The sequence below is a fragment of the Novosphingobium sp. HR1a genome, assembly GCF_015594425.1.
GTDB lineage: Bacteria > Pseudomonadota > Alphaproteobacteria > Sphingomonadales > Sphingomonadaceae > Novosphingobium > Novosphingobium resinovorum_A.
This window is the reverse complement of the sequence record NZ_JABXWS010000102.1, coordinates 41510-61565: the sequence shown is the minus strand read 5'-3', so window position 1 is coordinate 61565 and position 20056 is coordinate 41510. Positions and strand designations below refer to the sequence as shown.

Annotated in this window: 11 protein-coding genes; 9 read left to right on the top strand and 2 right to left on the bottom strand. The window is 64.5% G+C overall.

Annotation, left to right across the window (positions count from 1 at the left end):
* The first annotated feature begins 59 nt into the window (after window positions 1-59).
* From HWN72_RS26800 to HWN72_RS26790, 4 genes are read left to right on the top strand one after another with little or no spacing between them, the layout of a single operon-like run.
* Entirely contained in the window at window positions 60-191 is a 132-nt protein-coding gene (locus HWN72_RS26800) for a benenodin family lasso peptide (protein ID WP_156800062.1), read from the top strand.
* 60 nt (window positions 192-251) lie between these two features.
* On the top strand, window positions 252-383 hold the full coding sequence (locus HWN72_RS31680) for a hypothetical protein (protein ID WP_256434636.1): 132 nt from the start codon (window positions 252-254) through the stop codon (window positions 381-383).
* Entirely contained in the window at window positions 373-1071 is a 699-nt protein-coding gene (locus HWN72_RS26795) for a lasso peptide biosynthesis B2 protein (RefSeq protein ID WP_069710142.1), read from the top strand. The genes HWN72_RS31680 and HWN72_RS26795 overlap by 11 nt, the downstream gene beginning before the upstream one ends.
* On the top strand, window positions 1071-2852 hold the full coding sequence (locus HWN72_RS26790; protein ID WP_211151838.1) for an asparagine synthase C-terminal domain-containing protein: 1782 nt from the start codon (window positions 1071-1073) through the stop codon (window positions 2850-2852). The genes HWN72_RS26795 and HWN72_RS26790 overlap by 1 nt, the downstream gene beginning before the upstream one ends.
* Here the strand turns inward: HWN72_RS26790 and HWN72_RS26785 are convergent.
* Entirely contained in the window at window positions 2836-4890 is a 2055-nt protein-coding gene (locus tag HWN72_RS26785) for an Atxe2 family lasso peptide isopeptidase (RefSeq protein WP_069710140.1), read from the bottom strand. The genes HWN72_RS26790 and HWN72_RS26785 overlap by 17 nt on opposite strands.
* 89 nt (window positions 4891-4979) lie before the next feature.
* Complete coding sequence (locus HWN72_RS26780; RefSeq protein WP_211151837.1) at window positions 4980-7547, bottom strand: TonB-dependent receptor; 2568 nt, start codon at window positions 7545-7547, stop codon at window positions 4980-4982.
* Window positions 7548-8037: 490 nt separating this feature from the next.
* On the opposite strand from HWN72_RS26780, the gene HWN72_RS26775 reads away from it, so the two are divergent.
* The 5 genes from HWN72_RS26775 (at window position 8038) to HWN72_RS26755 (ending at window position 19778) form a co-directional block, all read left to right on the top strand.
* Window positions 8038-8664: an IS110 family transposase gene (locus tag HWN72_RS26775; RefSeq protein WP_156800061.1), complete on the top strand. Its 627-nt coding sequence runs from the start codon at window positions 8038-8040 to the stop codon at window positions 8662-8664.
* A gap of 267 nt (window positions 8665-8931) precedes the next feature.
* On the top strand, window positions 8932-10212 hold the full coding sequence (locus tag HWN72_RS26770) for a TolC family protein (RefSeq protein WP_211151836.1): 1281 nt from the start codon (window positions 8932-8934) through the stop codon (window positions 10210-10212).
* Complete coding sequence (locus tag HWN72_RS26765; protein ID WP_069710136.1) at window positions 10209-12293, top strand: type I secretion system permease/ATPase; 2085 nt, start codon at window positions 10209-10211, stop codon at window positions 12291-12293. Before HWN72_RS26770 ends, HWN72_RS26765 begins: the two co-directional genes overlap by 4 nt.
* A complete protein-coding gene (locus HWN72_RS26760) occupies window positions 12290-13477 on the top strand; it encodes an HlyD family type I secretion periplasmic adaptor subunit (RefSeq protein ID WP_083274909.1) in 1188 nt (395 codons plus the stop codon). Before HWN72_RS26765 ends, HWN72_RS26760 begins: the two co-directional genes overlap by 4 nt.
* Before the next feature lie 43 nt (window positions 13478-13520).
* Window positions 13521-19778 carry an Ig-like domain-containing protein gene (locus HWN72_RS26755; protein WP_211151835.1) on the top strand — a complete coding sequence of 2086 codons (6258 nt, stop codon included), beginning with the start codon at window positions 13521-13523 and terminating at the stop codon, window positions 19776-19778.
* Window positions 19779-20056 lie beyond the last annotated feature (278 nt).

The window sequence follows — 20056 nt, the reverse complement described above, 5'->3', positions numbered from 1 at the left end:
CTTCCGATCACATCATCTTCGTTGCTGCAATTGTGCAGTTTCGAAGAAAGGAAGTTGTCATGGATCGCAATGACGAACTGCTCGACGAAGTCATCGAACTGGGGATGGCCAGCATCGAGACCAAGGGGCCTCCCGGGGTGATCGACGACAACGTCGGCAAGAGCCTCGCCACCGGCCTTACCGACGAGTGACCAAGACCGGCGCGCGCCCTTGCGCGCGCCGGCATCTGCTCACTCCGAAAGGATCACGAAATGGGCGTCAACAAAGCTTCGGCCAATGAGATCATCGAACTGGGTTCGGTAATTGCCTGCACGAAAGGTCCTCCTGGGCCGTTCATTGAATTCGTCGGGACCGGCTATCCCTACGGAATGCATGACGACTGATTACAGCCAGCACCTTGCTGTCTTTTCCCGGAGTACGCTGATGTTGCCAGCGGTGAGTTTCACGTTTGTGGATGGTCAGGCGATCTTTCTGGATCTCGCTAACGACCACTATGTTGCGGCCGGTGTCGCCAGCAGCGCTGCGCTCGAGCGGATATGTACAGGGGCGGAGCTGAGCGAACGCGACTCCTGGATGCTGCGGCCGCTGATCGAACGTGGGCTGCTGCCGGTTGGTCATGACCGCATCCGTGCGCAGTTGTGTGAACCATGCGCCGTGGTCGAGACCAGCTGGCTCGACACTCTACCGAGCCGCGTTTGGATGCCTGCTGTGCGCAGTGCTGCACGGATTGTCTCGGCCGGGTCACGGTTACGTGCACAACCCCTTTGTGAGGTTGTGCTGCAAATCCAGCAGCGTAAGGCCACGCTCGTTCCGCGTGAATCCCAGCTGCTCCCCTGTCACCGCCTGACCGCGCACTACTGGTCCGGCATGTTCCTGCCTGCTCATGGGCGCTGCCTTGCAAGGTCCGTGGCGTTGGTCGGAGAACTGCTGGCCACGGGCTTTGCCTGCGATCTCGTAATCGGCGTGATGCGCAATCCGTTCAAAGCCCATTGCTGGGCGCAGGCGGGTACGACCGTCTTGAACGATAGTCTGGATGAGGTTCGCGCCTTCAAGCCGATTCTCGTGATCTGATGGTACGCTACCTTCTTCTGGCGGGTGCACCGCCGTCGTCACTGGTTGACGCCGTAACCAAGAGGCTGGCGAAGCTTGGCGACGAGTTCGTGGCGGTGGCGTCGTCCTCCCGTATTGCGCTATTCACCGATACACCTTCAGCTGTCGTCGAAATAGCAAGCGGCGGCTTCCTGCTCGGCACGATGTTCGCGCCCGATGGCGCGAGGATAACGCGGCTGTCCGAAGCGCAGCAAGCGTGTGTCGGTATTGGCGGCGCCGCGGTTCTTCCCGAACTGGTCTGGGGCAGCTACCTCGCGGTTTGCGTCGACGTGACGGGCGGCGACATTGACGTTATGCGCGACCCATCGGGCGCCCTGCCGTGCTATTTTACCTCGGGCCCAAAGATCACGGCATTCAGTTCCGATGCCGACCTCCTGGTCCAGCTGGGCCTCGCGAGTGCTGCAATCGACTGGACAGGCATCGATGCGCACCTGCGAAGAGTTGGACTAAGGGCCGCGCAAACCTGCCTCGCCGACGTGAAGGAACTTTTGGCGAGCCAAGTTTTCAGGCTGGGGAGGTCGAATGAGAAACCCGCCTGCGTCTGGTCTCCGTGGTCCTTTGCAGGTCGCGAGAGGCAATTCACGCGCTATGAAGATGCTGTTGTCGCAGTGGGGCAGACAGTCAGAAGCGCGGTGCGCGCGCTTGCGCGCGAAACACGGCGGTCGGTTCTGGGCGTTAGCGGTGGCTTGGACTCTTCAATCGTGGCGGCTTGCCTCTCGGAGTGCGAGGTCGACGTGACCCTTGCGACAATGGTTACCCAGGACCCGCGCGGTGACGAACGAGCCTATGCCAGCGTCATTGCAACCGCGATAGGCCGTGATCTCCATGCATGCTTTGAAAGTCTGGATCTTGTTGATTTGACTATATCGAAGGCGGCTCACTTACCCCGGCCCACCGCCAGGGCCTTTGCGCAATCGACAAACGCTCTCTTCCAAGAACTGGCGGACGCGCGCCACGCCGACGCCTTCTTCAGCGGAGGAGGAGGAGACAATGTCTTTTGCCTCATGCATAACGTGCTTCCAGTGGTTGACCGGTATCGTGTCGAGGGTCTCAGCCGAGGGCTGGCCAAGACGGCTATCGATGTAAGCATGGTCGCCGGTGTGAGCGTCTGGGAGGTGTTCCGGCGTTCATTAAGGCGTCAGATGTCCTCCCGGCACGGTTATGTCTGGCCAGAGACTTCGAGCTATCTGGCTCCTGGCGCTGCAGGTCTGGGAGCAGTAGCGCATCATCCCTGGCTTGATGCACCACCAGGCACGCTCCCTGGGAAGGCGGCACACATTGCTTGGGTCATGCACGTCCAGAACCATATTGAAGGGCATGGAGAGGCCCGAACGCTGCCGACACTTTGGCCGCTCTTGAGTCAGCCGGTGATTGAGACGTGCCTTCGCGTGCCGACCTGGATGTGGTTCCAAGGTGGACGTAATCGCTCGGTGGCGCGAGCTGCCTTCACTGACATCCTGCCGCAGCAGATAGTAACCCGGCGCTCCAAGGGAACTCCCGATGGCTTCGCAGCCAAGATTTTCGAAACCCGCAGGGCACAAATCCGGGACATGCTGAGCGAGGGAATGCTTGCAACGCATGGCATGCTTGACATGAATTCCATCCATGTTGCCCTCGGCCATGAGCGTCTGCATGATACACCCGAATTCAATCGCATCATGACGATTGTGGATGTCGAGGCCTGGCTGCGTGCGTGGAGCGGGCGCAGCCAGGCATCAGCAGACATCAAGTCCCTGCTTTGAGGTCAGATGTCGCCTCTTCGCGAAGGCCTTGCCATGCGCGGTACTGCTCGATCTTTGCTTTTGCAGGGTCGATCTTGTTTTTCAGCCAGAAGTCAAACCAGTCGAGGTTTCGTTCGTAGATGGCCGCTCGGTGCGCGGGTTGCCATTTCAGGTGGCCTTCGTTGGCGAAGACAAACATCTCCACCGGACGGTGATGCGCGCGTAGCGCCTCGAACGCTTCGATCCCGAGTAAGGATTCTCGCGAACCAAGTTGCATGAGAAGTGGCGTCTGGAATCGATCGGCATTAACTGCGAGCGCCGTGTGCCGCCAGAATGAGGGGTTTTCCTTAGCCACTGTCGGATACCCTTCCTTAATGCGAAAATTGCGCAGCCTCGCCCCACCGTAAACCATCGAATCCGGATCGATTCCCATCGAACTGAGCGCAGCAGCCGAGAACATGGACGTGTTTAGAAGCGCATAGATCGCGGTAGACGATCCCGCACTCAAACCGGTGATACCGATGCGCTCGGAATCGGCGATTCCCATGGAAATCGCCTTCTCGACTCCGGCGGTTATGGACGATACCTGATTTCGTTGCTCTTTGTATTCTGTGTAAGCCTGAGCATGGGCGACCGCCCAGTCGCTTAAAGCGGAATCCGGAACTTGGCTGATGTACGATCGCGATTTCTGAACACTGAGAACTGCAAATCCCCGTTGTGCGAACAGCCATATTGGGTACTCGTCACCTGTGCCTCCGCGTAGGAACCCGCGCGTATTGTACTGGACTACAACTAAAGGGATGGCCTCTCCGTTTCTTCTGCCGGGCGGGACTACGAGATCCCCGAAGTTCTCGGCACCGAACTCGTTTCTCCAGTGAAGCCTGGTGACCCGGCCCTTTTCGATCTTTGCGAAGGTGGGATTCGGGTCCCACAAAACGGTACTTTCTCCGCTTCGCGTGTCAATGTTCACGAGCCTTCGAGGGTAGCCGGAACTTTCGCGCCCGCAGATGAGTCCTTCCTTGACCATCTCGCAGCCAGCGAGGAGATCCGAGGTCCGGAAGATTTTCTGGAAACTACTTTGGTGAGGTGACCACCTGAACAGGGCAGTTTCCGATGCTCCCCATCCATCACGCCGAAGAATGAGCGCGTCCCTACCGTCGCGTGACCACCAGATCCGATTTATTGGATCAAAGACTGAGCCCGAACACTGGACCGCCGTGCATCGAATGTCGCGGCCGTTCTTTAGTCTTGCCCAAAGATCGAACCGTTTGAAAAGCTGCTCCGGGTCTCGGAGCCGGGTTTCCAGAGTTTCGTTCTGGGGATTTCGAGCAGTTCGAAGGAGTTCCTCGTCAGATGTCGGCAGCGCGGTCGTTTGCACGAGCCTGGCCTCGTCCGCTGAGGCGGGAACGACAGCGCCGGTCTCCGGCGAGACCTTAACGAAATCGAGACGGCCAGACATTTCCACGCTCGGGATCGTGTCGTTATACGGAACGAACCTGTCATCATAGCGATAGCCGGATAGGCCTTCGAAATCGCGCCGTTCTTTGGCCTCGGCTATTTCTGCGAACATTGCTGCTATCAGGCGCTTGCCATCGGAGGTCCAGGCAACTGCCGCGACATCGGCAGGCAAACGGGCCACTCTTGCTGCCTGCGTGCCATCGACGCGAACGCGCCACAACTCGGTCACGCCTTCTTCGCGCTTCCGATAGGCTAGCCATTGCCCGTCCGGAGACCACACCGGGATGTCCTCGGCGGGATATCCGTAGTCTGTCTGGAGCCCGCGCACTGCCACGTCTTCAAATATGGGCTGACCGCCAACATCAAGAACTTGCGGCGTCGCACCGGGCTGGAGCGGCATGGAAACGAGCGCGCGACATATGGTGTTGCCGGCAACGTCCGCTTGCGTGACGAAAAAGGCAATGTGGCTGCGTTCCGGCGAGATCGCAAAGATCCTGCTTTCTTCCCCGCGCTCGCTGGATCCGATGTTGCGAATTCCCAGCATGTCGCTGACAGTGATGGGACGCTTCGCAGGTCTTTCTGGCCTGGCTGCGGTCTCCATCGGATTGCACGCCGAATATGCGGCCGACGGTATCGAAGCGACGGCAGAGAGACAGGAAAGCGTAACGAGGCGGATAGTCCGGATACCCATTACCATTCCTTTCGCAGCGAAAGGCTGATGACCCGTCCGGCAGGGGAGGCGTTGGTGGGATCATATGGCTGTTCATATACTGCCGTATTGCGACGAAGCGGAGGGTGCTGGTTGAACAGGTTCTGCGCGGACAGCATAAGTTCAAGGTTTCGCAGTGGGGCCGGTCCGGAGACTATCCGCGTGGAAGCAGACAGGTCGATCGTCGTCATTGCGCTTATGCGCGTGATGGGCGTGACACGGCTGTCCTTGAGGCCACCGGCATGATTGACGAACGCGGCAATCGTCGATTCATCGATGCTCCACGACGCGCCTCCCCGGCCCTGGAAATGAGGCGGGTTGAAGATATAGCCAGAAAGGTCCTGCTTTTGTTGGAGCGCGCTGACCCGCTGGTCGCTGTCTAGATAGCTGGCATTGCCGCTCAGGCGTAGCGAGCCCCACGAGGCAAGTGACACAGTATATTCTGCCTGAATGTCGACCCCTTTAATGTTCTGGCGCGAGACGTTGCGGTTGGCATTGTAGATGATCGCGGAGACGAGCTCCGGGTCATATGGTCTGCCGGTACCGTTGCTGAAAACGCTGCCCTCGACGGCCGCAGTTACGGCCGCCAAGGAAGGATTTCGTGTGACGAAGTCCGCATAAGCCGGATCGCTCAGGGCCTGCCGGGTCAGCGTTATCGGCTGGGCTATCCGATCACGGTAAGCGACATTGAAATAGCTTACCTCGATCCGGGCGTTTTCGAGCCAGGAGGGATGCAGCGCGATTGATGCAGTCCAACTCGTTGCCCGCTCGGGTTTGAGATCGGGATTGCCCCCTGAAACTAGCAGAATGTCCTCGTTCGACGTCGCTCCCGCACCGTAATACAACGCAGGCATGAAGGCGACCGCAGGCGCATTGTAGCGCATGTAGAGCGTAGGCGCGCGAAATGACCTGCCCCAGGATGCCTTGAAGTCGATATCCGGATTGGGCGCGAGCAATGCGGATATCTTCGGCGTGAAAACATCGCCGGTCCCGGGATAGTTTTCATAACGGCCAGCGGCGTTCAGTTCGGCGCGGTGCAGCCATGGCATACCCTGCTCAGGCGATGCGAGGGGGATGCGGATCTCGGAGAAAGCATAGTAATTGTCCTGCGATGCCTTGATCGTTCGAGGGGCACCTGCAGTGCGATATCCGTGGAGGTAGCTGTTTCGATACCCACCCCCGATAGCCGCCTGGACCGACCCGGCCGGCAATTCGAACAGCGTTCCATTGGCCTGCAGATCGCTCGACCAGGCTTCGTTGCAGTAGCATCCGATCGTGAGGCTATCGATCTCGCCAAGTGCGAAACTCGCAGTGCGATATTTTGCCCGATCCTTGCTGTACAAGGTCGAGAGTTCGATCTGCCAGTCGCTGCTGGGTCGGATCAGTATCGATGGCGCAATTGACAACGAGGAACCGCCGTTCTCCAGTTCGCCGCCGTAAGCACGATAGTCGCCATCGGAAGTAGTCGCGTAACGCATGAGCGAGGAGCGCTCGCTGTAGATGCCGTCGAGACGAACCTCGACATTATCGATGATTTCCTGGCGAGCATTGATAAGAAAGCTCAGATTTCGGAGCGAGGGCGACAGAACGAGGCCGGGCGCTCGCTCGGATGCGTAGCTGCGCTGGCGTGCCAGTATCGGTGTCGCCTTTTGCCAGTCCATTGCCAGCATGACGTTGCCGGATGACCAGACGTGGCCCGCCAGTGCACCATATTGCTGGCGTTCATTGCCACCAGCGGTCGATGCCGACCATTTGCCCGAGGTCATGATGCCCTCATAGGACTTGCGGAGGACCACATTCGCCACGCCGGCCACGGCGTCCGATCCATAGATGGCGGAGGCGCCATCGGTCATCACCTCGATGCGGTCGATTGCCATAAACGGGATCGCCGAAATATCCACGCTCTGCTGCAGGCCGCTATAGGCCAAGCGGTGTCCATTCAGCAGCGTCAACGTGGCGTCGGAGCCAAGGCCACGCAGGTTGAGGCCGGTGCCGCCGCCGATGTAGGAGCCTCGGCTCTCAGGAACGCCCAGGCCGATGCCGGGGTTCTGGCCGCCGTTGAAGTTTTGCGGAATGGTGCGGATGGCATCTGCCAAGGTTGTGATGCCGCCTTGGCGCATTTCATCAGCCGTGAGCTTCACCATCGGAGAAATGCTTTGCGTGCCGCGGATGCGGGATCCGGTGACCTCGATATCGCCATCTTGCTGGGCTATGGCGGATTTGAGGGGGGAAGCGCTCCGAATGATGATGGTCGACCCCAAAAACTCGACCTCGAGGCCGCTGCCGTTAAGAAGGAATCGTATCGCCTCGTCGAAAGTATATTCGCCCTTCAGGTAAGGCGCTTTCCTGCCTGCAAGGATGGAAGGATCGGCGACCAACTGGCGGTCGTTCACACGTGCGACGGAACGAAGAGCTTCTCCAAGTGGCTGGCCGCTAAGGTCGTAGGTATGACGGTCGGGGGGACGTGAGGCGTCTTGAGCGTAAGAGCAAAAAGGCAGCCCAAAGGCGATGGCGGCGGCGGTAGCCAGGATCAGATGTCGGATGTGCATAGGAAACCCCCTGAGGTCGCGGCCTTGTAAGCAGGCTCGAAACTCAAGACGGAGGTCTGCGAATTTGAAGCTCAGGTTGAGCGAATACGCATTTAACTCATTCAGGCGCAGCCTGTCGGAGTAGCTTGTCGCCGGGGGTGGTCATGACCGGGTATTAGGCGGCGGTTGTTTGCAGCAGGTACGGCCGACACGAACATCGTGCCTTCCTAAGGGATGGCCTACGTCACCTGACGCAGGGCCGGCGCAAACCCGTGGCGATAGTCCAAAAAAATCTTAGATTAGGCCAGTTAACTCAGTGGGTCTTCTAGGCACTGAACTGATGCGGTGGATGCCTCCCTTCACCGGGCATCGTATGATACTCAATGGCGCCATGGCGGTGCCCGAAGGAGAGCATATGGCGAATGCACACATGCTGTCGATCGACCTGGCGAAGCGCAGCTTCCAAGTCTGCGCGACTGATCGAGCAGGGTAGGTTCTATATAACCGGACGATCTCGCGGCCCAAACTGGAGGCACTACTCAAGGAGCATCCCTGCTGTATCGTTGCCATGGAAGGGTGCGCGACGAGCCATTACTGGGGCAGATTTGCCGGCGCAGAAGGTCATGAGGTTCGGCTGATCCCGCCAATTTACGTGAAGCCTTTCGTGAAGAGGCTGAAGAACGACGCGGCAGACGCGGCGGCCATTGCCGAAGCTGCCGTACGCCCGAACCTGCAATTCGTTGCGGTCAAAAGCGCAGAGCATCAAGCGCGAGTTGTGGCCTATCGCACCCATCAATGTTTTATGAGCCAGCGAACACAGATTATCAACGCGCTACGAGGACACTTGGCCGAGTTCGGCCTGGTATTTCCCCAAGGGGTTCCTCATCTGAAGGAAATCCGCGCAGCCATGGACGACGAGGATGTCGACGTGCCTCCCAGTATCCGGGAGATCGCAGGCCTCTACCTCGAGCATATCGACAACCTGTCCGCGAAGATCGAGGAGCTTTCACTCAGACTACGGGAAGCCATGGCGGTCAGCGTCGGGCTTTGCCGCCTTTGCACGGTACCGGGCGCTGGCCCGGTGACCGCCGGTGCGATCATGGCGTTTGCAGCCCTGCTTCTACGGGCTCTGACTTAACCACGTTGACGAAGAGATAGTGCAAGACGGTTAAAAGGTGTTCATTTTTCTGCGTAAACAGCCGAATTGGCGGCTTTATTTCTGGCAGCATACCACGATCATGGTATTGCGCGGCGGCTGCGGTCGGGTAACGCAGCGTCAGTCGAAAGACCTTGCCGGGCTCGGGAATTCATATTCCCCGAGCGCGGTTTCGGGGGCGAAGGGGTCAGTCGGAAGGTGCGAATTGGGGGTGCGGGATCGTGGATCCCGGGCCGGGGGCAGAGGTGTATGGTGCTGGCGGCACTGGCGCTTCAGGCGTGTCCGGCCGATGCGGAAACATTTGGCGAAGTGCTCGGCCGCATGGCGCAGGGGCACCCGCGTATCGTTGCGGCGCAGCAGCTGTCGCGTGGCGGCCGGGCGGATGTCTCGGCAGCGCGCTCGGCCTATCGCCCGCAAGTCGGCGTGGAGACGAACGCCGGGTGGCAGACCGTGGGCGGCAACAGCGGCTTCACCGTCCTGCCCGAAGCCAAGGTCAGCCAGCTGGTCTTCGACGGCGGCCGCACGCCCGCGGAAATCCGTCGCCGCAAGCTGCGCGTCGACCTGCTTGGCGTGCAGGAACAGAGCGTCCTTGCCGATATTTCCTTCCAGCTCGCGCAGGCGTGGATCGACTATGCCCGCGCGTCCGACCTCGCTTTCGTCAGCTGGCAGCAGGTGTCGGCGCTGCAGACGCTCGACAAGCTGGTGGTGGAGATCGCGCAGTACGACCGGGGCCGCGCTTCCGACGTCGTGATGGTCGAATCGCGGCTGCAGCAGGCCGTCACCACGCAGCAGACGCGCGAGATTTCGCTGGCCGAAGCCCGCGCCCGCATCCGCGAGATTTCCGCGCTTCCGGTCGAACCCACCGGCGGTATTCCTGACATAGCCGCCTTCCTTCCGCGCAATGCCGAGGATGCGCAGGGGCTCGTTCCCGTCAGCCCGGCGGTGCGCATCGCCGACCTCGAAGTCGCCGAGAACGCCGAGACCGTGCGCGGCACGAAGAACTGGTGGATGCCGAGCCTGGCGCTGGAGGGCGCGCGGACTTCCGACATTTCCTCGCAAGGCGATACCCGGCTGTTCAACGCCTTCGCTTTCCGCCTCAACGCCAGCATGGTGCCCTTCGACAGCGGCGGCGGGCGATCGCGGCACGAATCCGCCAGGGCGACACTCGAATCCGCGCGCTCCAATGCCGAACTGACCCGCGTGTCGCTCGGCGAGCAGGCGCGGCGGCTGTGGATCTTCCAGGCCCAGCGCACCGAGCGCCTGCCCTCGATGGAGAACCTCGTCGATCGTGCTGACCAAGCGCGCGAAGTCGTCTTCGAACAGTTCCGCATCGGGCGCCGCTCGATCCTCGACCTGCTGAGCTATGACCTCGAACGCTTCAACGTGCGCGCCCAGCTCATCAACGAACGCTACGACATCGCCCAGACGCAGTACCAGCTGATGGGCGTGCTCGGCCGCATCTATCCCGCCGTAGTGGAAGGTGACGACGGCAGGCGCCTGCCCCCCGGAACGCAGGGACCGCAGCCATGAACGACATGAGCCAGGCCACCACCGATACCCCGCTGGCGCGCGTCATGGCCGAATGCCTCCGCTTGCGCGGCATCGCCACAAGCGAGGCAGTGCTCAAGGCGAACTTGCGTGGCGCACAGGCGGAAGCCGAAGTGCTGCGCGGGCTGTCAGAACTCGGCATCGAGGCAAGCTGGGTGCCTGCCGCGGCGCTCGATACCGACCTGCTGCCCGCGCTGGCGCTGACCGATGACGGTGCCGTTGTCCTGACCGGCCTAACTGATGGCGGTTTCACAACAGCCGACGGGCAAAGGCTGACGGCTGACAGCCTCGGCCGCTGCATCGCTTTCGCCCCGGCCCGCTCCGCAGACTCGCGCGCGGACGATCTCGTCGAGGGTTCGGGCAAGGGCTGGTTCTGGCCGGTCCTCTGGCGACACCGGCGCTATTACTACGAGGCCGCCGCGCTTTCGGCGGTCATCAACCTGCTCTCGCTGGGCGGGATCATCTTCATGATGACCGTCTACGACCGCATCCTGCCCAACCTCGCCTTCGTGACCTTGTGGTCGCTGCTGGCGGGCGTGGGCCTTGCGCTGGTGTTCGAGTTCGTGGCCCGCAGCGTACGCGGCGCGGCGCTCGACAGTGCGGGCAAGAAGATCGACCTTGTGCTGGGCGATGCGGTGTTTTCCCGCGTGCTGGCGACGCGGATGGAAGCGCGGGCGCAGTCCTCGGGCGCCTTCGCCAATGTGCTGAAGGAGTTCGAATCCGTGCGCGGCTTCGTCACCTCGGGCACTTTGGTCGCGATCGCCGACCTGCCCTTCGCGCTGCTGTTCCTTGGCGTCTGCGCGCTGATCGGGGGCAAGCTGGTGGCGGTGCCGCTGCTCGCCTTCCTTGTCGTCATGGCGCTCTCGCTCTTCGTGCAGATCCCCATGTCGCGCCTCGCGAACGAGAACCTGCGCGAAGCCGCCGTGCGCCACGGCACCGTTATCGAGAGCCTCGAGGGCCTCGAAACCCTGAAAGCCCTGCGCGCCGAGGGCCGCATGCGCCGCCGCCACGAGATGTCGAGCGGCTACATCGCCGAACGCGCGATGACGAGCCAGCACTGGTCCAATCTCGTCACCAACGTGACCGTGGCGTTGCAGCAGACGGCGGCGGCGCTGATGCTGGCCTGGGGCGTCTACCTCGCCAGCACCGGCGAGGCGACGGCGGGCGCGCTGGTCGCCTGCGTGCAGCTCAATTCGCGCGCGCTGGCGCCGCTGGTGACGCTGTCCTCGCTGGCGGTGCGCTTCCAGCAGGTGCGCTCGGCGCTCGCCAGCCTCAACCGGATCATGGCCCTGCCGGTGGACCGCGACCCGGCGCGCCGGCTGCTTTCCAGCGATGCATGGCGCGGCGAAATCGAACTGCGCGGCGTCAGCTTCGCCTACGAGAAGGACGCAAGGCCCGCGCTCGACGGTGTCTCGCTCAAGATCGCACCGGGCGAGAAAATCGCCATTCTCGGCCGCATCGGCAGCGGCAAGTCCACTCTGCTGCGGGTGCTGGCCGCGCTCTATCGGCCGCAGGAGGGGCAGGCTTTCCTCGACGGCGTCGACATGACCGCGATCGAGCCTGCCGACATCCGCGCCGCCCTGCTGCTGGTCGGGCAGGACGCGCGGCTGTTCCATGGCTCGCTGCGTGAGAACATGCTGATGGCCGCGCCCGACACCGGCGACGCACGGATGCTGGAAGTGGCGCGGGCCACCGGCGTCACCGCACTCGCCGCCGCGCATCCGCTCGGCTTCGATCGGGGCGTGGGCGAGCGGGGCGACACGCTTTCGGGCGGGCAGCGGCAGGCCGTCGCCCTCGCCCGCGCGCTGATGACCGGGGCGCCGATGTACCTGCTTGACGAGCCGACCTCGGCCATGGACCAGCAGACCGAGGCCGAGATGCTGCGCACTCTTGCCACGCTGGGAGACAAAGGCGCGGGCTTCGTCATCGTCACCCACAAGCACTCGATCCTGCCGCTGGTGGACCGGCTGATCGTGATGGATGCCGGGCGCGTGGTCGCCGACGGACCGCGCGACGCGGTGGTGCAGGCGCTCTCCGACGGCAAGGTGAGGACCGCGTCATGACCGATACCCGGGCCCTGCGCTCCCCTCTGTCGCTGGCGACGATCCATGATCGCCACCCCGCATGGCTGATCTTCGCGGTCGTGCTGCTGACGACGCTATTCGGCCTCGTCGTCTGGTCGCGCTTCGCGGTGCTGGAGGAAGTCACCACCGGCTCCGCGCAGATCGTGCCCTCGGGCAAGATCCAGGTCATCCAGTCGCTGGAGGGCGGGATCGTCTCGGCCGTGAAGGTCAGGGAAGGCGATCTCGTACAAGCCGGGCAGCCGCTGATCGTGATCGATCCGAAGCGCGCCGAATCCTCTTTCAACGAGATGGAGAAGCGCCGCCGCTCGCTCATCGCTGCGGCCGCGCGCCTGCGGGCCGAGGCGAGCGCGCAGCCGCTGCGTTTCCCCGGGGAAATATCGGGGGACGCCGAACTCGTCCGCTACGAGACCGACACCTACAATGTGCGCCGCCAGGCGGTCGATCAGGCGGTCGCTGCGCTGACCGCCTCGATCGCGCTGATGCGCCGCGAGCTGGCGATCACCGAGCCGATGAGCGCGCGCGGCCTCGTCCCGGAGGTCGATGTGCTGCGCCTGCGCCGCCAGATCAACGAGGCGCAGGCGGCGATCTCGGAGCGCACCAACCGCTACCGCGCCGATGCTGGCACCGAGCTGTCCAAGATGGAAGGCGAACTGGCGCAGGTCTCCGAAGTCGCCGCCGGTCGCCGCGACGCGGTGGAGCGCACGGTGCTGCGCGCGCCGATGCAGGGCACCGTCAAGAACGTGCAGGTCACCACCATCGGCGGCGTGGTCCAGCCAGGCGCACAGGTCATGGAGATCGTGCCGTTCCGCGACGTGCTGCTGGTGGAGGCGAAGATCCGCCCCGCCGACGTCGCCTTCATCCGCCCCGGACAGGACGCGACGGTCAAGCTCGCGGCCTACAATTACCTCGTCTACGGATCGCTCAAGGGCCGGGTCGAGAACATCAGCCCCGACACCCTGCGCGAAGACCGCAAGAGCGGTGAGGAAACCTTCTACCGCGTGCTCGTTAGCACCGGGCAGTCGCGGCTCGTCCATCAGGGCAGGCCGCTCACCATCATCCCCGGCATGACCGGCAGCGTCGACATCCTGACCGGTCGGCGCACCGTCTTCGACTATTTCCTGCGGCCCGTCCTGAAGATCGAGGAAGCCTTCAGAGAGCACTGAGCCGCGCATCCCGAACAACCCGTTTTGCATGGAGTGACTACAGATGGCATTGGTTGCGAGAATTTCCGCGAAGTCCGGCAAGACCATCCGCTCGATCAAGCTGCGCAAGGGCGTCAACGTGCTGGCGGCCGATGCCGACGCCGTCGTCACCGTGGTCGATGACGCGACCGGACTGACCGTCGATCATGCGAATGTCGTCCACAAGGACGGCGAGGTCAGCGTCTCGGCGCCCGATTCCTACTTTGCGGCGATGCAGGACGCGCCGGAGGCGGGCGCGGCGGCGCCTGCTGCGACCGACGCGGCGGCGGCTCCCGCAGCGGAGACGGGCGGCGGCAACGGACTGCTCTACGGCCTGCTCGGTGCGGGAGCGCTCGGCGGCATCGTCGCGGCGGCTGCGGGCGGCGGTGGCGGTGGTTCCACCCCTACCCCGACACCGACGCCGACCGACACCACCCCGCCCGCCGCGCCGACCGCGCTGGCGCTTGCGGCAGCCGATGACACCGGCACCTCGAATTCCGACCGCGTGACCAGCCAGACCTCGGGCCTCACCATCAGCGGCACCGCCGAAGCCAACGCGACCGTGACCATCAAGGACGGCGCCACCACCGTCGGCACCGGCAAGGCGAACGCCAGCGGCGCCTTCAGCATCGACGTGGCGCTGGCGCAGGGTGCGCACAACCTCACCGCAACCGCGACCGACGCGGCGGGCAACGTCGGCGCTGCCTCTTCGGCACTGAGCATCACGGTGGACACCACCGCGCCGACCGTCGCGATCACCGCCGCCGACACTGCGCTCACCGGTGCGCTCACGACCGCGCTGACTTTCACGTTCAGCGAAGTGCCCGCAGGCTTCACCGCCTCCGACATAACCGTGACCGGCGGCACCGTCAGCGGGCTCACCGTCTCGGCGAGCGACCCCAAGGTCTACACCGCCACCCTCACCCCCGGCGCGGCGACCCTGCCCGGCACGATCAGCGTCGCGGTTGCGGGCGCGGCCTTCACCGATGCGGCGGGCAATGCCTCGAGTGCCGCGACGCCGCTGGCCATCGCCTTCGATCCCGGTACGAGCGGCCAGGTGGTGGACGGCTACCTCGCCAATGCCCTCGTCTTCCGTGATGCGGACGGCGACGGCGTGTGGGACCATGAGAGCTTCACCGACACCAACAACAACGGCGTGCGCGATGCGGGCGAGGCGTTCGTCGATGCCAACGGCGACGGCCTCTTCACCGCCGAGACTTACACCGTCACGGATTCGCAGGGTAACTTCTCCGACCTGCTGGGCGGCGGCCGGATCGTCGCCACCGCGCTGATCGCGGGTAACGGCACCAACCTCACCACCGACATCGCGACCGGGAAAGCGTTTATGGGCGTATTCGTCGCGCCTGCCGGGTCCACCGTGGTGACCCCGCTGACCACGCTGATCGCCGCGCTCGCCCCGGCCAATGCCACCGCGCAGCAGCTTGCCGCCGCCGAGGCGCAAGTGAAGGCCGCGTTCGGCATCGACGCCTCGGTCAGCCTCACCAGCTTCGACCCACTCGCCACCATCGCCTCGTCCACCGACGCGGCGACGCTGGCCAATGCCGTGGCCGCGCAGAAGGCGGCGATCCAGGTCGCCAACGTCCTGTCCGTCATCGCTTCGGCGAGCGAGGCGGCAGGCGTCGCGGGCGGCGCCAATGCGGGCTCGCAAGCCGCGATCCGGAGCATCGCCGCGCAGATCGCAGCGGGGCATACCGATCTGTCCGACCCCGCCGTCGTCAGCGCGGTGATCCAGAGCGCGGCGACCACCACCGGCAGCACCGCCCTCGGCACGCAGGCGAGTGCGATCGGCGAGGCGCTTGCCAGCGTCAACGGTGCGGTCCAGAGCGCCAGCGGCAGCGACGCCGTAAGCACGCTGGGCGCCGCCATCGCCGCACAGATCGTCGCGCAGGACACCCTCGCCACGCAGGCCGGCACGGCGGTCAGCGGCGGCGCAGCCGTCGATCCGGCGGCCTACGAAGGCGCCGCGCTCACCGACAAGCTCGATACCGCCGCCGGTGAAGTGGGCACCGTCACCCCGCCCCAGTCACCCGCGGATGGCTGGATCGCGCCGCCCGAGCGTCCTGTGGTCGATGACGGCGCCCGCATCTCGGCTGCCGAGGCTTCGGACGGCGTCACCGTCACCGTCGCTTTCGATCCGGTCGGCGGCGCCAAGGCGGGCGACACGCTCAAGCTGATGATCGGCGGCGCGGAAGCGAAGTCGATCGTCCTCACCGCCGCTGATATTCCGGCGGCAGGCGTCAACGGCACGGTCAGCTTCACCCTCTCGGTGGCCGAACTGGGTGCCGATGGCGCCAAGTCGCTCACTGCCCTGTTCGTCAGTGCGGCAGGCGTCGTCGGCCCGGCCTCATTGCCCGCCGTCGTCACGCTCGACACCGCCCCGCCCGCCGCGCCGAGCGGCCTCGCCACGCCCGAGGGCACGCTGATCACCGCGATCACCGGCGCGGACGGCACGAGCATCACCGGCACGACCGAGGCGGGCAGCACCGTCACTCTTACGCTCACCAATGGCGACGTGACCCTGACGAAAGTGGCCGCCGTCAGCGGCACCGCCTTCACCGTGGCACTCAGCGCCGCCGACCTCGCGCAGCTGGGCGAAGGCGCGGTGCACTACTCGGCGGTGGCCACCGATGCCGCCGGGAACGCCAGCGCACCCTCGCTGACCGGGCAGTATGTCTATTCGGTCCAGCCCATCGTCGCACCCGACGTGCGCATCGACAGTCTCGGCGCGCCGGTTCTGGACGACGACGACGGCGGCACGATCGGCATCACCCCGCTCGCGGGCGGCGGCTTCGTGGTTCACTGGCTGGTCGATGTCGATCACGACGAAACCCCCGACGCGATCGCGGTCCAGCGCTTCGCGGCGGACGGCGCCAAGGACGGCGGCATCACCCTGCTTCAGGGCGTGTCCGAGCAGTTGATCGCCGATGCGGGCGACGATTCCGCCTATGACCTGACGGCCCTTGCGAACGGCGGCTATGCGCTCGCCTTCACGCTGGCGCAGGACAGTTCGTACCGCAACATCGTGCTTTCCGGACAGGCGCCGGTCGCGCCGATCGTAGGCGAGCCGACCGACATCTATGTCTACGACGCCCCCGCCGGTGCGACTTTCGCGCTGAGGGGCCTCGACGGCAGCGGAGCGGTCCACACCGTCATGCTCGCCGTCGAGGGCGGACGTATCCAGATCACGCAGGCGATCCTCGACCAGTTCGCGGTCGACAACCGCCTCGCGCTGCAGCTCGGCGGCGTGCCTGCGCAGCAGAACGTGATGATCGCGATCGAGGCGAAAGTCGACGCGATCTACGACACCGCCGCGCCGCTCGATACCGCCATCCTTACCGCGACCGTGCAGCAGGGCGGCATCGCCGTGCTCGGTAGTCCCGAGGGCCGGGTCGAGACGCTGCACCTCGACAGCGTGACCGGCACCCCGGCCGCCGTCGTCGTCACGATCACCTCGACCATCGACATCGCGCCCTTCACTACGCAGCCGATCGCCAACTTCGCCAGCATCCCGGGGTTGACGGCGATGCCGAACGGCAGCTTCACGATGGCCCTGACCGCCGGGGCGGACGGCACTTACAGCATCCCCGACGCGGTGCTGACGTTCTTCGAATACGGCTCGTTCCAGTCGGTCTTCGTGGTCACCGGCCTGACCGCCGGCACCACCGTCAGCGCGACGGCGGGCGTGCGCGAGGGGATCGCCACGGTCGAGGGCGTGTTCGTCCAGACCTTCGGCCCCGACGGCGTCGCCACCGGCCCTGTGGGCGAGCGGGTGGACGGCGGCAATGCCCCGTTCCTCGGCGATGGCGACGATGACGGCGCGGCGAAGATCACCGCGCTTCCCGATGGCGGCTATACCGTCAACTGGGTGGTCGATGCCGACGGCAACGGCGATGCGGACGGCCTCGCCTTCCAGCGCTTCGGCGCGGACGGCATCAAGGTGGGCAGCGTCACCCTGCTCCAGGGCATCACCGAGCAGCTGCTCGACCGGGTCGACGAAGTCGGCTCCTACGACTTGCAGGCGTTGGCGAACGGCGGCCATGTGCTGACTTATTCGCTCTCGATGGAGCAGATCGGCACCAATGTCTCGCTGTCGCAGGCGGCGTCCTCGATGCTGATCATCGGTGTACCGTCGAGCATTCAGGTGGATGTTTTCGCAACCAACGCGCGCTACGTGCTGCGCGGCCTCAACGAGAGCGGGGAGCTAATCAACGTTGCGGTGATGCCTTCGGTCGACGGCCGGATCGCGGTGACGCAGGACATCCTCGACCAGTTCGCGGTCGACAACCGCCTGACGCTGGTGGCGAACGGCCTCACCTCGAACCAGCAGGTCTACGCCTTCGCGGTGTCGTCTGCGGACCGGATCTTCGATCTCGACGCCGACCTCGTCGATACCTCGATCACCGCTACGGTGCAGCCGAGCGGGGTGGGCGTGCTCAACCTGCCGGGCACTCGCTCCGAGGTGTTCCACATCGACAGCGCCAGCGGCGCGCCCGGATTCGTGACCATGCAGATCACGATCGCGGGCGGCAGCTACATCGACATCACCGGCGTGCCCGGCGCGATGCGCCTGCCGAACGGGACGATCACGATCCCCAACCTGCAGCCGGACGCGAACGGCGACTATGCGGTGCCCGACGCGATCCTGGCGCAGGCTTACGGCCATGACTTCCAGGCCCTGTTGATCGTTGGCGGCCTCGCCGCGAACAGCACCCTGACCGGCACCGTGGGCGTGCGCGCAGGCACCGAGGCGCAGGAGGGCGTGTTCGTCCACACCTTCGGTGCCGACGGGGTGATGCTACCCGGATCGGGCGAGCGGATCGACGGCCCGGCCAGCGCGGTGATCTCGGGCGACGATACCGACAACACCGTTCACGTCACCCCGCTGACCAATGGCGGCTATGTCGTCAACTGGGTGGTGGATGCCGACAACGACGGTCAGGCAGACGGTGTCGCCGTGCAGCGCTTTGGGGCGGACGGCAGCAGGCAGGGCGGCGTCACCCTGCTGGAGGGCCTGCCCGCCGCCGCGCTGCAGGACGAAGACCTGCCGTTCGACCTGCAGGCGTTGGAAAACGGCGGCTACGTGATGAGCTACGGCGTTTCGCCCGAGCAATACGGCACCTCGATCACGCTCGGCGGCAGCGCGGGCAGCTTGTACAACATCGTGGGACGACCGACCGAAATCTACCTCGGCGGGGTTCCGGCCAGTGCCGGCTTCCTCCTCTCGGGCACCGGCAACGACGGGTTCCTGCTGCAATTGCCGCTCGTCCCGGACGAGAACGGCATGGTCTTCATCACGCAGGACATGCTCGACAAGTTCGCGGTCGACAACCGCTTCACGCTGGTCGCGTCGGGTCTGCAGGGCGAGTCCCTGTTCTACATGAACGGCGTCATCGACGTGGTCTACGACCCGGACTCGGCGCTGCAGCAGATCGAGCGGTCGATCACCACAGGGGACACCGTCACCGGTGTCGGCCTCAATGCCGGGCGCCTGCCCGACGGCACCACCGGACTGCGGGCAGAGGCGTTCCACGTCGATACCCACGGGGCCGTCCCGACCAGCGTGACGCTGCAGATCATCCCGGGCCAGCCTCACTCGCTCTACTTCAGCGACATTCCGGGCGCCACCGAGACCGTGAACGGCATTATCCGCATCACCGGCTTCACCGCCGACGCGGACGGCGTCTACCGCGTGCCCGAGACGATCCTTGACCGGCTCGGCACCCATGACGCGCAGATCTCGCTGATCCTGGGCGGCATCCCGGCCAACCACACGGTGGACGCGACGATCGACGTGCGCGTGCCCGCCCCGGCGCAGGAGGGCCTGTTCGTGCAAACCTTCGACGCCGAGGGCCACCTCGTCAGCGACAGCCTGCACCTCACCGGCACCGCCGGGCACGACCTGCTCGTCGGCGGCGAGGGCAACGACGTCCTCTCCGGCCTTGCGGGCAACGATACCCTGATCGGCGGCGCCGGGCGCGACGTGCTGACCGGCGGCGACGGGGCGGACCTCTTCGTCCTCGACGCGCCGGACGGGCAGGCGCTGTCGATGGCGGACCTCGTCACCGACTTCCAGATCGGCACCGACCACTTGCGCCTGCCGGGCGGCATCAGCTTCGAGGACGTGACGATCGCGCAGGGCAACCCCGGCACCAACGGCGGGGCCGCCACCGACAGCCTGATCATCCACACCGGCAGCGGCGACATCCTCGCCACGTTGGCCAACACGGAGGCACAGTTGTTGACCCAGGCCTCCTTCGCCTGACGGCGCTTTACCCCGTCCGGCCGGTCCTTGACGGACCGGCCGGACGGGGATGTTCCCCTACCGAACTGCAAAATGTTGGCTATTCAACCTTGGTCGCCGTGCCGATCACCCAACGGGTCGTAGGTTAGTGCAAAGCCGTCCGGCCGCTTTCCGGGCGCTGCAAATCGGCGCTGAGATCGGCTGAGAAGGGTGGACTGGCGATGTGTCGCGAGAGAGGTCGTCATCCTGAACTTGTTTCAGGATCCATCGCTATTGTCATGATGCGGTGCAGCGAAACC